Raw genomic sequence first — 14,478 nt, 5'->3', positions numbered from 1 at the left:
GATCTCATCCCCTTCGTTTCGCCACGCCGAACAAACCGTTCGGCAGCACGTAGAGCACGAGCAGAAACAGCAGCATGCCCGCGAGTTCCTGCAGCGCCGAACTGGCGAGCGTGACCGTGAGCGCCTCGGTAATGCCGAGCAGCATCGCGCCCGCCAGCACACCCGGGATCGACCCCACGCCCGCGAGCACCGTGATGATGAACGCCTTGACGGTGAGCGCCTCGCCAATCGAAGGCTGGATCGCGCTCGACGCGTAGATCGACACGCCCGCGCACGAAGCGAGCAGCCCCGCCACGACGAACGAGATCAGTTCGGTCTTGCGCGGATCGATGCCCATGAGGCGCGCCGCGTCGCGGTTGCTGGAAATCGCGCGCACGGCGCGGCCATACCACGAACGCGAGAGCCACCACCAGAGCGCGAGCATCAGCACCACGCTGATACCGAACGACAGCACTTCGCTGCGCATGGAAAGCAGGTCGCCGAGCATCACGCTGTCCTGCAGCCATGCGCTGCCGGTCGAACGCACATCGGCGCCCCACCCCAGCAGGACGGCGTTGGTCAGCACGATGCCGACGCCGTAGGTGAGGATCAGCGAATTCAACTCGCGGTCGCGCTTGATGCGGCTCACCAGATACCACGCGATGGCCGCGGCCGCGCACACCACGGGAATCGCCACCGGAATCGCGAATACGGGGTTCAGGCCGAGCCTGGTCTCGAACGTATAGGCGATATAGGCGGCGAGCAGCACCAGTTCGCCGTGGGCGAGATTGATGATGCGCATCGAGCCGAACACGAGTGCGAGCCCGAGTGCGACGAGCGCATACGCGCCGCCCACGAGAACGCCGGAATACAGCGATTGCAGCAACAGGTCCGTCATCGCGGCTCCCCCTTCGTTGCGCGCGCAATTACCACGGTAGCGCGGGATAGTTCAGCTTGCCCGTGGCGCGTTCCTTCGGCCACACGAGCACGATGCGGTCGCCCTGGATTTGCGCCATGTTGTTCTGGAACGACGGGTTGTCGCCGTTGGCCGCGAAGCTCACCTTGCCGATCAGCGTGTCGTGCGGCCTCGCGCGCAGTTCGACGGCTATGCCGTCCTGCTTGAGCGTGCCCGCGTCGGCGGCGCGCGCCATGGCGTCGAAGAGCAGACGCGACTGCACGTAGGCAAATTCGGCCACGTAGTCGGGCTCCTTGTGAAACGCGGCCTGGTAGGACTCGACGAACGTCTTGCCTTCGGCCGAGCCGAACTGCGCCGGATGCGGCAGCATCGCGCAACCAATCACGTTGTTCACGAGGTCGGGGAACTCGCTCGTCATCTTCGGCGTGGCGATCGACCATGCGCCCATCACGGCCTTCAGTTGCGGGCGCAACACCTTCGCCGCGCGCAGAATGCCGATATAGTCGTTCTCGTAGCCGATCATCAGGAGTACTTCAGGCTTGTCCTGCAAGCGCACCTTGTTCACGAGCGGCTTGAAATCCGTCATCGTGGGATCGAATGCGTGCACGGTCACCGTTGCGCCTTGTGCGCGCATTTGCGTGGAAACTTCGTTGCTGAGGTCGGTGGTGGCCTGCTTCGTCGAAGCGAGAATCGATACCGACTTCACGCCCATGGCGTTCAACTGCCCCACCACGGCCTTCGAATAGCCCGATGCGGGCCCGATGCGGAAAAAGCGCTTGAGGCCGCGCGTGGTCATCGCGCTGTCCACCGCGCCTGAGGTGATGTAGACGATGCCGGCCTTGTCGGCCGCTTCCGAAGCGGGGCTCACCGAATTGGAGCCGTAGCCGCCCGTAATGGCGAGCACGCCTTGCGAAGCGAGCTTCTCCACCGCCGAAACGGCCTTGGCGGGCTGCGCTTCGTCGTCGATCACGGTGAGCGCGACCTTGTGTTTGCCGCCGCTCTTGTTGAAGAGATCGGCGGCGAGCTTGATGCCTTCGAGCTGCGCGTTGCCGGCGCGCGCCATCGAGCCGGTAAGCGGCAATTCCACGCCTACGGGAAGCGTGTCGGCAAAAGCCGCGGGCGTGTGGGCGAGCAGCGCGCAGGCGCTGGCCGCGCCCACGCTGGTACGAACCCATGTGCGAAAGAGCGCGCGCACGAGGGCGCGCGGCTTGCTGCGAGTAGCGAAGCGGACCATCGAACCTCCAAACCCTGGTTTCGGTGACGTGTAGCGGCGCCGCTCGTATGCGGCGCTCTTTTTGTTTCGTTGTGCTATGTGTTGCCTACCACGGCACGGCCGGGTACGCCGGCTTCGCCGTCGCATAGTTCGCGGGCCAGACGAGCGCGAGCTTGCCGTCCTGCGCGAACTGGCCCATGTGCGCCACGTAATTCGTGTTGTCGCCGCGCGCGTCGAATGCCACCTTGCCGAGGAACGTGTCGTCGCGCTGCGTGGCGCGAAGCGTGTCGGCCAGACCGCCCTTGTCGAGCGTGCCCGCTTTCTGCGCGGCTGCAATCGCGTCGAAGAGCAGTTGCGCGTAGACGAACGACGTCTGCGACTGATAGTTCGACGTGGTCTTGAAGAGCCGCTGGTACGTATCGGAAAAGTCGCGCTGATCCGCCGAGCGGTAGTCCGCCGGCGAGGACAGCACGGTCGCGCCGTACACGTGCGGCACGAGATCGGGGAACGTTGCCGCCATCTTCGGGCTCGCGAACGCCCACGGCGCCGCAATCGCCTTCAGGTCGGGCTTGAGCACGCGCGAGGCCCGCAGGATGCCCACGTAGTCGTTTTCGTAGCCGAGCATCGCCATGGCGTCGGGCTTGTCCTGCAGCTTGATCTTGTTGATGAGCGGCTTGAAGTCGCTGATCGAAGGATCGTAGGCGTGCAGGAAGGTCTTGACGCCCTGTGCCTTGAGCGCCGTGTCGAGTTGCCTTGCGAGGTCGCTCGTCGCGTCCTTCGTCGAGTAGACGATCGCCACCGACTTCACGCCCAGCGTGTTGAACAGACCCGCCATGCCCTTCGTGTAGCCGGGCGTGTTGCTCACTCGGAAGAAGTTCTTCAGCCCGCGCGTGACCATGTCGTCGCTGGTGCCGCCCGAGGTCACGTAGACGAGACCGGCCTTGTTCGCGGCCTCCGAGGCCGGGCCGGCGCAGTTCGAATTGGCCGCGCCCGCAATCGCCACCACGTGCTGCGAGGCGAGCTGCTCGACGGCGGCGACGGCCTTGGCCGGGTTCGATTCGTCGTCCACGGCGACGAGCGTGATCTTGTCCTGCGGATGACGCCGGTTATAGATGTCGGCCGCGACCTGGATGCCGCGATACATTTCGGTGCCCGCCTGCGCGAGCGGGCCGGTGAGCGGCAGTTCCACACCCACACGCCATTGCGTCGCATGCGCGAGCGACGGCGCGAGCGCGATGGCGAGAGCCGCTGCCAGCGCGCTGCGCAGGCGCATCCGCGCGCGCCGCTCGCCTCCGGGTTTGCCGATGCTCCTGTGCTGCGAGCGCGTCTTGAGTCGCGTCATGTCTCCGCCTTTGCCGCCGGGGCTTTTATGTACTTTGAAGTGTTGCTGCGGCGGCCGCTGGATTCGCCTGGACGCGCCACTGGACAGGAGCCAGTGTGGTTCAGGCCCGCGAACCTAACAATTCGTTTTCGGGAAACGGGGCGTTCGGCTGGCTGGAAGTCGGCATTTGTCCCGATACCTGAGCCGTGCGGACTTCAAACTCACGGGCGCAGGCGCAAAAAAAACCGCTGCACTCGGGCAGCGGTCATCTGGGAACGGCTCGGCGCACCGCATTCGCGATGCGCCATTCACGGTGCGTTCAAGCCGTCGCGTTTTCGGTGGCCAGCTTCGAAACCATGCCGGTTTTGGCGTCGTAGGCATAGCCCTGTTGCTCGAGATGAGCGGTAACGGCTTCGACGACCACCTGCTGCTGGGACTCCTTGCGCAGCAGTTCATGCTCCGGCACGACCTGGCCCAGTTCGGCGGCGAGACGGCGACTCAGCGAGGCTTCGCCGGCGCTGCGGGCAAGACCCACGATCGCCTTTTCGTTGGCCTGGGCCAGTTGCTGCTTCAGACCGTTCGCATACTCGGACCAGCGCTTGATGTTCTCGCGTGCGTCGGTAATCGCGGCGGCATGCGTCGCCGTCTCGCGGGCAAGCTGGGCCTTCAGCGCCTCGACTTCTTCCGGATCGGCGGCTGCCGGCTGCGCCTCGCTCAAGCTCGAAGCCGCAGTGTTGGCGAATTCGCCCAGTTCGGCAAATTCGGTCGCGCGCTGCTGCGCCGCCTCGGCGCGTTCCTGTGCTTCGCTCAGGCTCGCCGAGAGACGGGCGATTTCAGAGGCGTCGGCCGTGCGCTCGTCACCCAGGCTGGCAAGCTGCTGCTGGGCGTTTTCCAGTTCGGCGGCGGCGGCATCGCGCTCGGCCTGCGCACCGGCGACCTGCTCGCGCTGGGCCGCGTGGGCTTCCTGCTCGGCCTGCAACGCCGCGCGAATCGCTTCCAGTTCGCCTTCGAGCTTCGCAACGGCCTGCGCATGCTCTGCTTCCCGCGCTGCGCGTTCGGCTTCGTCATGTTCGGTCGCGGCGGCAGGCTCGGCCTGCTCAGCCGCCGCAGCGGCTTCGGCTGCTGCCGCGGCTTGCGCGGCCTGGCTCGCGTGCGCTTCGCGCTCGGCGCGCTCGGCGGTCAGTTCGGCGACCGCGCGCTCCAGTTCGGCTTCGAGCGTCGATACGCGCTGCGCCAGTTCCCCGGCGCGCTGTTCCGCTGCCTCGGCGCGCTGCATCGCGCTCGCGATGTCTTCCTGCAGGCCCGACCCCGCATCTTCCTTCGTCTCGTACGCACGCGTCATCTTGTCCAGTTGGACTTGCAGGGAATCGAGCTCCTGGACCGTGGTTTGCAGTTCCTCGAGCGCGTTGTCGCGTTCGTTGCACGCATCCTCGACGCGCTCGCGCATCGACAGCAGCCGGCGCGCCACCGCACGCTCGGCTTCGTCCTGCGCCGAAGTCCACAGCCGGTCGAGCGCGTCGCGCATCGCGTCGGTCACGGTTTCCGGCAGCGCCGGGCGTTCCACGACCTGCGGCACGCGCGGCGCGCGCTCTTCGCGCCACTTGCGCAGCGACGCAGCGACTGCGACCACCGATCCGGTATGCACTTCGGACCAGATGGCCATGGGAGAAACCTTCTGGCCCTCATCTGCCATGCGGTTCGCGATTTCAGCAACCAGGTCGTCCGTGATCGTAATGCTGCTTGACATATCCGCCTCAAGAAAGTGCGAGCCCACCCCGCGTTTCTAGAGATTGTCGGGCAACCGCCCCACGGTTAATCGATGGAAAAGCCGGGTTTAAGGCGGGGTGTTCATGGAATTGCGCCCGCCGGGACGAAAAATATTCATCCGTTCCTGTCCGCTTTCAAGCTGAACACGCGCGCCGGCGCGTGCGCAAATGGTCAGGATTGAGGCCTCTCACTCTCGGGGACTTCAATGCCTATCCAGAGTTCGAAGCGGAATTCGAAGCGGAATTCGCCGTCGGTCATGGAACTGCGCGCGCGGGACCCTCGCCCCGCCGCGGCGGAGTTCGACAGCATCGGGCGCTGGCTGACAGTTGCCGTATCGCGCCTCACGGGCGTTCATGCATGGCGCAGCCTGGTCGGCTTCCTGAATTCCATTCCCGACAGCAACGACGACTTCGGATTCTATTGATGCTCGACACGCGCCATGCGCTCAGCCCGCCACGGCCGCTGCGTTCAGGATGTCCTTCACCGCGACCAACGCGTTCCGGACCGCCGCCCCGCCGGCGTAGAACATCAGTTGCAGGATCGCCTCGATGATCTGCTCCCGCGTCGCCCCGGCGCGCAACGCCGCCTGCGTATGGGCGCGCAGTTGCGTGACCGGATGCCCAAGCGTCACGCAGGAGGCGATCACCACCAGTTCCCGCGTCACCCTGTCGAGGCCCGGGCGGCTGGCGATCCCGCCCAGCGCCCATTCGATCGACATCTCGGCAAAGTCCGGGCACAGCCCGTCCATGTCGCTGATCAGCGCGTTCGCCGCGCCATCGCCAAACAGTTGGTCGAGACAGGCGACGCCGCGCGAGCGTAGTTCGGGGTTGGAAATCAAGGTGTTCTCCTTTCTGAACCGTTGGCATGACCGGAAGTGGCCATGGCGTCCACTTTATTCAGTAACCGCAGGGCGATAAACACCGATATACTTTCGATATTCAATAATGCGATTTTATAATCATGGACAGGCTCGAAACCATGGCCGTTTTCGTGCGGGTGGTGGAGCGCGGCAGCTTCGCGGCCGCCGCCGAGGAATTCCGGATTTCCGCTGCCATGGCCGGCGTGCATGTCCGCACACTGGAAGAACGCCTGGGCGCGCGCCTGATCAATCGCACGACGCGCCGTCACAGCGTGACCGAAATCGGCCGGCTTTATTACGACCGCTGCAAGCAGATCCTCGCCGACGTCGTCGATGCGGAAGCCAGCGCCGCGCAACTGAAGGCGCGTCCGCAAGGGCGGCTCAAGGTCGCGACGCCGGTTTCGTTCGGAGTCCATGCTATTGCGCCGTCCTGCCAGGACTATATGGCCGGGAATCCCGAAGTCTCCATCGACCTCGTGGTCAGCGACCGCCCCGTCGATATGCTGGAAGAAGGCATCGACGTGGCGATCCGCATCGGCGAGCTTGAGGATTCGTCCATGATTGCGCGGCCGCTCATGCCCTACCGCTCGCTGATCTGCGCCGCGCCGGACTATTTGCGCACGCATGGCACGCCGCTTCAACCCTCGGACCTGTCCGGTCACCGTTGCCTCGGCTTCGCTCATCCCGTCGCGTCGAAGGAATGGACACTGCACGGGCCGCAAGGGGCGATCCGCGTTCCCGTTTCGCTCGCGCTGACCGTCAACAACGGCGAAGCGCTGCGCATGGCGGCGCTCAGCGGTCTGGGCATCGTCATGCAGCCCGAAATCCTGCTGCGCGACGACCTTCGCGCCGGCCGCCTCGTGGCGCTGCTGCGGGAATTCCAGCCGCGCCCCATACCGATGCACGTCCTGACTTTCCCCGACCGGAAGCCCACACCCAAAGTCCGCAGCTTCGTGGACTTCCTTTGCGCACGATTCAGAAACGATGCGCCAGCAACGAATGCGCACGCCGTGTAGCGCGGACTTTTACCGCGCCGCGAGGTGGTGCAACGAAAAAGCTGTAGCGGCGCGACGACCGGCGGCGCTCCCGCAATGCGCCCTGGTGCAGGACTACGCTCCCGCCGCGCGCCGCCCCGCCCATGCGCCACCCGCGAGCGCGATCGTGCCCAGCACCAGCGCGAACGCCGTTCCGGCGACAGCGAGCCCTACGGCATCGATCAGATAACCCGTCGCAACGGGTAACAGCCCGGCCGGAATATAGCCGCCGATGTTCAGAACCGCATTGGCCTGCGCGCGATTATGGTCGGGCACGTTCAGTCCGATCAGCATCAATCCGCCCAGTTGTCCGAGCCCTTGCCCCGCTCCCGCGAACAACGCGGCGACGATCAATGCCGGCGTGAACGAAGCATGAATCGCCAGGATGAGGCTGGCCATCGCCACGGCTGTCGCAGCGGCGCTCGCGCGAAAGATACGCGCGACGGGCCATTTCCGCACGAGGAACTGGACGCCGACGGCTGTGAAGAACATCGCGCACGCCATGGCGCCCGCGAGCGACGGGCTGCGAACGCCGAGCAATCGCGCCAGCAACGACGGCCCTAACGCGAGCACGAACGACGTTGCCGTTATGCCGGGTCCGAATGTCGCGATGCCGCAGAGAACATGCAGACGGTTGGCGGCCGGTACATGCGGCATGCGCAACCGAAGCGGGCCGCGCGTTGGCGCACGATGCGCGGGCACACGCAACGCCACGCCCAGCGCGGCGAGCAGCACTACCGCCTCGACGGCGAAGATCGGCGCGATGGGACGAGCGAGCGTTTGCGCCGCTGCACCGGCCCATAGCGGCCCGAGCCCCGCGCCGAGCACCATGGCGACGGAGGCGAGCAAGGCGGCCGTCGATTTGCGTTCTATGCCGCCCGCATCGACCACGGCGGCCATCCCGGCCGACACGATGACGCCCACGGAAACGCCGCTCAGCAAGCGCCCTAACGCGAGCATCGCAATGGAATCCGCGTGGGCGAACAGCCAGCACGCGGCGAGCGCGGCGAGAAGCCCCGGAATCAAAACCGGCTTGCGCCCGTAGTGATCGGACAACTGGCCCGCTACCAGCAGCGTGCCAAGCAACCCCGCGATATACAGCGCGAAGATCACCGTGAGCGTGCCCGACGAAAAGCCGAGTTGCGCCTGCCAGCGCACATAGAGCGGCGTGGGCGAATTCGACAGCATGAATACGGCGGTGACCATCGACGCCGCCATCCACATACGCGCCGACGAAAAGCGCAAGCCGCTGGGCGTGCGGCCGCAAACTGAAACCGAAGGTTGAGACACGACGACTCTCCTGTACGAGTTTTTTCGAACTATACCGTAGTTCGAAAAAACTCGTACAAGTGATATAGTCGGATCATCATGACCAAAACCCGCACGCCGCCCGACCTCCCGCCGCCGCTGGAAGAGCCCGCGACCGACAACCTGCGCCTCGAGGACATCCTCGCCGCGCTAGCCGATCCGCTAAGGCTGCTCATCGTTCGCAAGCTGATGATGGAATCCGACGCGTATGACCACCCCTGCGGCTGGTTCGGCATCGACCGGCCCAAGTCGTCGCTCACGCATCACTTCAAGGCGCTGCGGGAGGCCGGTGTGATTCGACAGCGGCAATATGGGCTCGAACGCCGCAGCCGCCTGCGCCGCGAAGATCTCGAAGCGCGTTTTCCGGGGCTCCTCGCGCTCGTGAAAAACTGGCAGCCGCCAACGGCTGCGCGCGCGATCGGCAAACCGGCTCGCAAACGCGCGGCCCATTGAAGCCGGCGCGACGCCCGCAAGCAAGTAAGCAAGCAAGAGCGGCAGCCTAGATGAGCGTCTTGATGGCCTTGCCGAGAATGGTCGCGAGCGGCACTTGCAGGAGAACTACGCAAAGCATCGGCACCACGGCCGGAATAGCGACGGCGGCAATCGCCACCCTGCTCACCGGTATCCACCGCGTGGCGTTGACGGCGTCGTAGACCGCGTGGATATCGGCAACAGGGCCCAGTTCCGGCGCGTCGAGAATTTGCGGCGTTCCTATGTCTCGTCCATGAATCCAGCGCAAGTGAACAAGCCGGTCATGGTGCGCCACGAGGCTCGCGTATTCGAGCAAGGCGCGGCGCTTCAACCGGCCCAGCGCCACGCACAGCGGAACGAACGGGATCAGAAAGACGACTGATGCCAGCAGCGCGCTCGTCAGAAGCAACGCTTTCATGTCGAGCGGATTCACGCCGTGATAAACAACGTCGTGCGCAAATGATGCAGCGGCCGCCGACGAGATCGCGAGCGCAACCGGGCTAAACATGAACGCCAGCCGCTCGACGAAGCTCAAACCACCCGCGCGATCGGGATGCGTGGGCACGAGAGAAAGCGGCATGCCCGCGATTCTCAGCAGCAGCACGAACAGCAGAAAAGCGCGCCACAGCCACGCCAGCAGCAAGATGACGAACAGCGGGCGTATCACCAGCAGGAACCACCAGCCGGCAAACGTGATGTCGTTGAGGCCCGCTGGCGTGTGGCCCCAGGCCACGTCCTCCGTGCGCGTGAAAATGGCGCCGATGGTGGACCATGCGAGCGTCGCGCCGATAATGACGACCCACGGCAGCGCGCGCGAGCGCAGACGGCCCACATCCGCAATGCGAGCGCGGAATTCGGCGGTGGCCTCCGCCGTGACGATGCCCATCTCGACGCACCGCCGCAGGAATGCCGGGACGGCATCGTTGGCGATTTCCTCGGCAAGAATCATCAATGGAATGGCGAACAGGCAACGCACGTGGAGGCCAAAGTGCGCGGCAAACGATGCGTCTCCCGTTCCCTCCCAGGCTCGCCCCGTGACTACGGCCCAAATGGCGACGGGAAGCCAGCTCACCGCCGCAAAGAACAGCGCACGCCGGAGTGCGCTCATGCTCGGGCCGGAAATCAGTCCGATCTGCCGCTGCGCCCGGAAGATAACGTCGTCGCGCACAAGCGACAGATCGAGCCCATTCCCGGCGTTTCTGGCGGACCACGCTTCATGCAACTCGTTCTTCGAATCCGGCATCGGCTTCTCCTGGGCGGGATGTACGCGGCTCGCGAGATTGCTTCAGGACACCTGAAGAGTCGCGCATTCACGGCGCATTTTGTTCGACCGGCGTCAGCCTTCGGCGTCTCTCCTGCGCATGGCTGAACACGCGCGCCCTTTCTGTCGAAGCCAGCACGCGCCGCCGCGTAACGGATCGGCCGCACGTGCCCATTCCCATTACGGCGTCGTATTCGCACCGGCGAAGCCCTTTAAATCGCGCGAAAAACTCGTCCCCAGGCAGCCCGTTATGCAGCGACAGCAGCGCGCCGTAATCGACTTCGCGGGGTTGGCCGAGCGTAGCAATCGCGAGTTCGAGCACGCGATAGCGCTCGGAGCGCGGCGTGTTCTTTCCGAATAGCGAATGCAACTCCTGGTATGTAACCAGCCGCCTGTGGTCGGCGGCGCTTCGAAGAAGGCACACGACTTGTTGAACGATCTCCATCGACGTGGTTCTCCCGAGTCCTGGGTCAACCCGCCGGCTGTCGCCCAAACCACTTTCTGTAAATCTGCTCGTAAGTGCCGTCTTCGAACATTGCAAGCAGGGCTTCGTTGATGGACTTACGTAGCTGACTTCCACCGGGCAACGCAATTCCGTACTTCTCAGGCCGGAAAATGGGCCCCACCACGGCCAGCTCTCCATTTCCGAGCCGCGCCGCCCAGTATTGAAGCGTCGGCGCATCGTAGACGATCGCTTGCACGTCGCCTTGCGCCAGCACCCGGAATCCGTCGTCGGCACTGCTCACGCTGATGAATTTCAGGCCGTGTTGAGTGAGGTAGTCCGCAGCGATCGTTCCCGGCACGGTAGCGATCGATTTGCCGGGCAGGTCGTCCGGTCCCCGGATGCTCGACTGCAGCCGCGCCACGGTCTGCGAGGACGTAACGGTTGCCGTGAGCTGGGCGATCAGCACGACGCCGATCAGCCACATCGTCGGCACCAGCACGCGTTTCCAGATGCCTGGCGCGTCGCGCTCGCCGTGCTCGCCCGTTGCAATGATCAGCATGGTCACCCAGACTCCTTCGCCGATGGCACGCCAATAGGGTTTCTGGAAACTGCGATCGTCCTTTTTCTCCATGAGCCAGACAACGTTGGCAAGCAGGAAAACGATGGCGGCGGCCACGCCCACGAACTGTCCGATTGCGAGCCACGGAATGGACCGGATGGTGGCGAGAAACGAATTGTCGTTTCGCGCGTGCACCATGATTTGCAGGCCGGAATCGAAATAGGGAATCGAGAAGTCCACCCGGCTTTCCCGCTCGGGCGTCATCGTGATGGCCGAGATGGCGGCGTCCGCGTTCCCGCTTTGCACGTAGGGAAGCAACCCGGCTTGCGTAGCGACGGGATACCACGCGACGTTGCGGTGCAGGCGACGCGCAATTTCGTTAAAGATGTCGATGCTGAACCCTTCGGGCACCGTCGTCCCGGGCAGCACGAAAGGGGCGATGTTCGCCGTGGCGACGCGCAACGGAGCGGGATTCTGCGAGTCCACGCTCCCGGCCGGCGGCGCGGGTTCGTTGCCCACAGCAAAGAGATTCGTCGTGAGCGAAGCGAGAACGACGAAGCCGAACCCCAGCCGCCACGACATTGGCTTGCTCATTGCATCGCTCCAGAAACCGCGCGTGTGAGTTCCCAGCTATTTCAGCGCAACTTCTGGCGATATGCCTGTCGCGCGCCGGACGCTACCAGCATAATTTAGCGGCTGATGGAGTGAAACTAAAGCGTGCGTACACATATTGCCCCAAAGGGCAATCGCATTGCCCTTACTACCTGGCGTCGCGCGCGGAAAATAATGTTCGCTAACGAATGGCGGCAAGCAATGGAAGGGCGCGATCGCGCCCTTCCCTTTCAGAACATATGCCGCAAGCCCATCATCATGCCGAGCTGCGTGGTTTTCGCCGCTGCGCTCACGCCAACGAATCCCTGCAATTGCGCGCCCACCAGGCCGCCGCGATATAACGAGTAATCGGCTTCCGCATAAACACTCGTCGCACGCGAAAGGTCGTAGTCGGCCAGCAACTGGAATTGCGTCGCGTTGCCGTCGCCGCTCTGCGCCTTGCCGCTTTGCAGCGTGCGCCACACGTTGGCCGAGAAATGGGTGTTGTTGCCCACCAGTTGCGAAATGCCGCCGAAGAACATCTCACGCGAGGAGAACGTATTGAACTTGAGCGCAGTGAGTTGCGGGGCCGTGAACGGACCATTCGGGAAATTGCCCACGAAACCGCGGTCCTGCCGGTTCATCGCCCATCCGAAGTTGACGGTGGTTTCGGCAAACGTATAGGCGGCTCCCGCCGTCCACGCCTTGAAGTGGGCGGAACTGTTGATCGAGTCGCGCGAGTCGAGATAGCCTGCGCCAACGCGCAACGGCCATTGCGGAATATAGGCGATCGAGGCGCCGATCTGGCTGCCCGCGCCGAACGCGCCCGCTTGTCCGCCGAAAGCATATGAAAGCTCCAGCGTGACGTCCTGCCAGCGCGCCGCGTATTTCGCCATGTTGCTCGTCCAGACGCCTTGCGCCATGGCGACTTCGGGGCGGAACTGATAGACCGTCGGTAACCACGATGCGCTCACGTAAGTTCTGAGTACGGCATCTGCGAGCGGGTTGGTCTGCCGACCGAGCGTGAGCCGGCCAAGCGTGGAGGACTGCAAGCCGACATAGGCCGTATTGAAGAACGGATAACCGGGATCGCTCGCACCGGAGTTCGGGAAGAACCGGTTTTCAAGCTGGAAGACCACGCGATTGCCGCCCCCGAGATCTTCCGCACCGAGCATGCCCCAGTTGCTTTCGCTCAGTCCGCCATTGGCGAGTTGAACCTTGTCGTCGCCGGCGGCGTTAGCGTGAGTCGTATAGCGTATTGCCGTATCGACCAGTCCGTAGAGCGTCACCGACGATTGCGCGTACGCCGCCGAGCCAAAGGCCGCCAGTGCCGCTGCGCACCCCACCCGCGCCGCCGTACTGAGCTTGAACTGCCTGGTATTGCCTTTCATCCAGTCTCCTGTCGTAGTTATCATGTCGTTATGACGATTGTTATCCGCGCGCTGTCAAACCGTAAGACGGCGCGCGAGCCGCTCCAGCGAGCGTTCGGGATTGAGCACGACGAGGCCGCCCAGCGCCAGCACGACAAGCAGCGCGCCCGTCAACAGCAAGCCTTGCTCGAAACCCACCGCCACGTTGTCGTGCGCGCCTCGAATCAGCCAGCCCACGACGGGCGGCGCGACGATCCCGGCGATCCACGCTACCGAGTATTCGATCGCGAGCGCCGCGCCGCGCTGCGCCGGCGGGGCGATCTGCGCGACCATTGCGGGGCCGAGCGAATAAATGATCGGCGTAGTGGAAATAGCGAGCGCAATCAGCACGACCTTGGTGAGCGAACCGAAATCGCCCACGGCGGCCGCCACGAGCAAAGCGCCGCCCACCGCAAGGCAGCCGCACACAAACGCGCCGCGGGCAATGCGCGAGGGCACGCCGCGCGTCATCATTCGCTGCGACCATGCGGAAAGCACGAGGCTCACCGGCGCGCTCACAACCAGCACGGCCGCGAACAGTTGCCCCGCGCGCTTGGGCGCAAAGCCAAGCCCCTGATTCAGGTAGGGCGGCAACCAGGTGAGCACGAGCGCCAGCGTCAGAAACGCCGCGAAATGCAGCGCGATGATGCAAACCACCGTGCGGTCCGTCAGCAGCGTGCGATAGCGAATTCGCTTCGCGATGCTAACCGTATCGCCGCCGCTGGCGAGCTTCGTTGCGTGCGCATCGAGCGGGCCTTCGCGGCCGACCGCGAGCCATAGGACCGCCCACGCGAGCCCAAGCACGGCCAGCACGATGAAGTTGGTGCGCCAACCCCACTGCGCGTCGATCCACGGCACCGCAATGCCCGCCACGACCATGCCGAACACGCCGCCTTGCTGGAACACCGACACAGGCAGATTGCGACGCGCGTCGGGAAACCACTTGTAGCAAGCGTGAATCGCGATGGGCTGCGCCGGCCCTTCGCCCGCACCCAGCAGCACACGGCAGGCGATCAAGGCAGCGAGCGACGAGCCGAACGCGATGGGAAGCTGCACCACGGCCCACAATACGGCCATGCCGAGCAACAGCCATCGCGTGGGCCAGCGATTCGCGAGGAAGCCGCCCGCCACGCCCGTCACGGCGAACAGAAAGAAGAAGCTGCCCGCGAGCAGTCCGTATTGCGCGGGCGAGAGGCCGAGTTCTTCCATGAGCGGGGTCGCAACGAGACCCAGCACCACCTTGTCGATGAAGTTGATCGCGACGAGGAGGAACAACATGGCTGCCATGAACCATGCGCGTCCGGGTTGATAGGTGGGTTGCATGCTTGATTTTTCCGTAGTGAGG

General features: G+C 64.5%; 14 protein-coding genes. 3 read left to right on the top strand and 11 right to left on the bottom strand.

Features of this window, described 5'->3' with window-relative positions; genetic code table 11:
* Positions 1-4 precede the first annotated feature (4 nt).
* The 4 genes from U5768_RS19690 to U5768_RS19675 all read right to left on the bottom strand — a co-directional run bounded on the left by U5768_RS19690 (position 5) and on the right by U5768_RS19675 (position 5,176).
* Positions 5-877: a branched-chain amino acid ABC transporter permease gene (locus U5768_RS19690; RefSeq protein ID WP_322032075.1), complete on the bottom strand. Its 873-nt coding sequence runs from the start codon at positions 875-877 to the stop codon at positions 5-7.
* 28 nt (positions 878-905) lie between these two features.
* Complete coding sequence (locus U5768_RS19685; protein ID WP_322032074.1) at positions 906-2,129, bottom strand: ABC transporter substrate-binding protein; 1,224 nt, start codon at positions 2,127-2,129, stop codon at positions 906-908.
* 85 nt (positions 2,130-2,214) lie between these two features.
* Entirely contained in the window at positions 2,215-3,450 is a 1,236-nt protein-coding gene (locus U5768_RS19680) for an ABC transporter substrate-binding protein (RefSeq protein WP_322032073.1), read from the bottom strand.
* Between the two features lie 298 nt (positions 3,451-3,748).
* Positions 3,749-5,176 carry a DNA-binding protein gene (locus U5768_RS19675; RefSeq protein WP_322032072.1) on the bottom strand — a complete coding sequence of 476 codons (1,428 nt, stop codon included), beginning with the start codon at positions 5,174-5,176 and terminating at the stop codon, positions 3,749-3,751.
* A 276-nt stretch (positions 5,177-5,452) separates the two neighbouring features.
* On the opposite strand from U5768_RS19675, the gene U5768_RS19670 reads away from it, so the two are divergent.
* A complete protein-coding gene (locus U5768_RS19670) occupies positions 5,453-5,620 on the top strand; it encodes a hypothetical protein (RefSeq protein WP_322032071.1) in 168 nt (55 codons plus the stop codon).
* A gap of 21 nt (positions 5,621-5,641) precedes the next feature.
* Here U5768_RS19670 and U5768_RS19665 read toward each other — a convergent pair whose 3' ends face one another.
* Entirely contained in the window at positions 5,642-6,034 is a 393-nt protein-coding gene (locus U5768_RS19665) for a carboxymuconolactone decarboxylase family protein (protein ID WP_322032070.1), read from the bottom strand.
* Positions 6,035-6,156: 122 nt separating this feature from the next.
* Here U5768_RS19665 and U5768_RS19660 point away from each other — a divergent pair, with 122 nt between their 5' ends.
* Positions 6,157-7,071 (top strand): LysR family transcriptional regulator, encoded by a 915-nt coding sequence (locus U5768_RS19660; RefSeq protein WP_322032069.1) that lies wholly within the window; start codon positions 6,157-6,159, stop codon positions 7,069-7,071.
* A gap of 93 nt (positions 7,072-7,164) precedes the next feature.
* On the opposite strand, the gene U5768_RS19655 is transcribed toward U5768_RS19660, so the two are convergent.
* Positions 7,165-8,379 (bottom strand): MFS transporter, encoded by a 1,215-nt coding sequence (locus U5768_RS19655; protein ID WP_322032068.1) that lies wholly within the window; start codon positions 8,377-8,379, stop codon positions 7,165-7,167.
* Positions 8,380-8,457: 78 nt separating this feature from the next.
* On the opposite strand from U5768_RS19655, the gene U5768_RS19650 reads away from it, so the two are divergent.
* The gene (locus tag U5768_RS19650; protein WP_322032067.1) at positions 8,458-8,850 is read left to right on the top strand and encodes a transcriptional regulator; all 393 of its coding nucleotides are present in this window, start codon (positions 8,458-8,460) and stop codon (positions 8,848-8,850) included.
* 46 nt (positions 8,851-8,896) lie between these two features.
* Here the strand turns inward: U5768_RS19650 and U5768_RS19645 are convergent, their stop codons facing one another.
* The 5 genes from U5768_RS19645 to U5768_RS19625 all read right to left on the bottom strand — a co-directional run bounded on the left by U5768_RS19645 (position 8,897) and on the right by U5768_RS19625 (position 14,456).
* A complete protein-coding gene (locus tag U5768_RS19645) occupies positions 8,897-10,111 on the bottom strand; it encodes a hypothetical protein (protein ID WP_322032066.1) in 1,215 nt (404 codons plus the stop codon).
* A gap of 67 nt (positions 10,112-10,178) precedes the next feature.
* Positions 10,179-10,574 (bottom strand): hypothetical protein, encoded by a 396-nt coding sequence (locus tag U5768_RS19640; protein WP_322032065.1) that lies wholly within the window; start codon positions 10,572-10,574, stop codon positions 10,179-10,181.
* Positions 10,575-10,599: 25 nt separating this feature from the next.
* On the bottom strand, positions 10,600-11,727 hold the full coding sequence (locus tag U5768_RS19635) for a transporter substrate-binding domain-containing protein (RefSeq protein ID WP_322032064.1): 1,128 nt from the start codon (positions 11,725-11,727) through the stop codon (positions 10,600-10,602).
* A gap of 248 nt (positions 11,728-11,975) precedes the next feature.
* Positions 11,976-13,115: a porin gene (locus U5768_RS19630; protein ID WP_322032063.1), complete on the bottom strand. Its 1,140-nt coding sequence runs from the start codon at positions 13,113-13,115 to the stop codon at positions 11,976-11,978.
* A 54-nt stretch (positions 13,116-13,169) separates the two neighbouring features.
* The gene (locus U5768_RS19625; protein ID WP_322032062.1) at positions 13,170-14,456 is read right to left on the bottom strand and encodes an MFS transporter; all 1,287 of its coding nucleotides are present in this window, start codon (positions 14,454-14,456) and stop codon (positions 13,170-13,172) included.
* Positions 14,457-14,478 lie beyond the last annotated feature (22 nt).

Source organism: Paraburkholderia sp. J76, assembly GCF_905220295.1.
Lineage (GTDB): Bacteria > Pseudomonadota > Gammaproteobacteria > Burkholderiales > Burkholderiaceae > Paraburkholderia.
The sequence above is the reverse complement of the archived record's forward strand: the minus strand, read 5'-3'. Positions and strand labels throughout refer to the sequence as shown.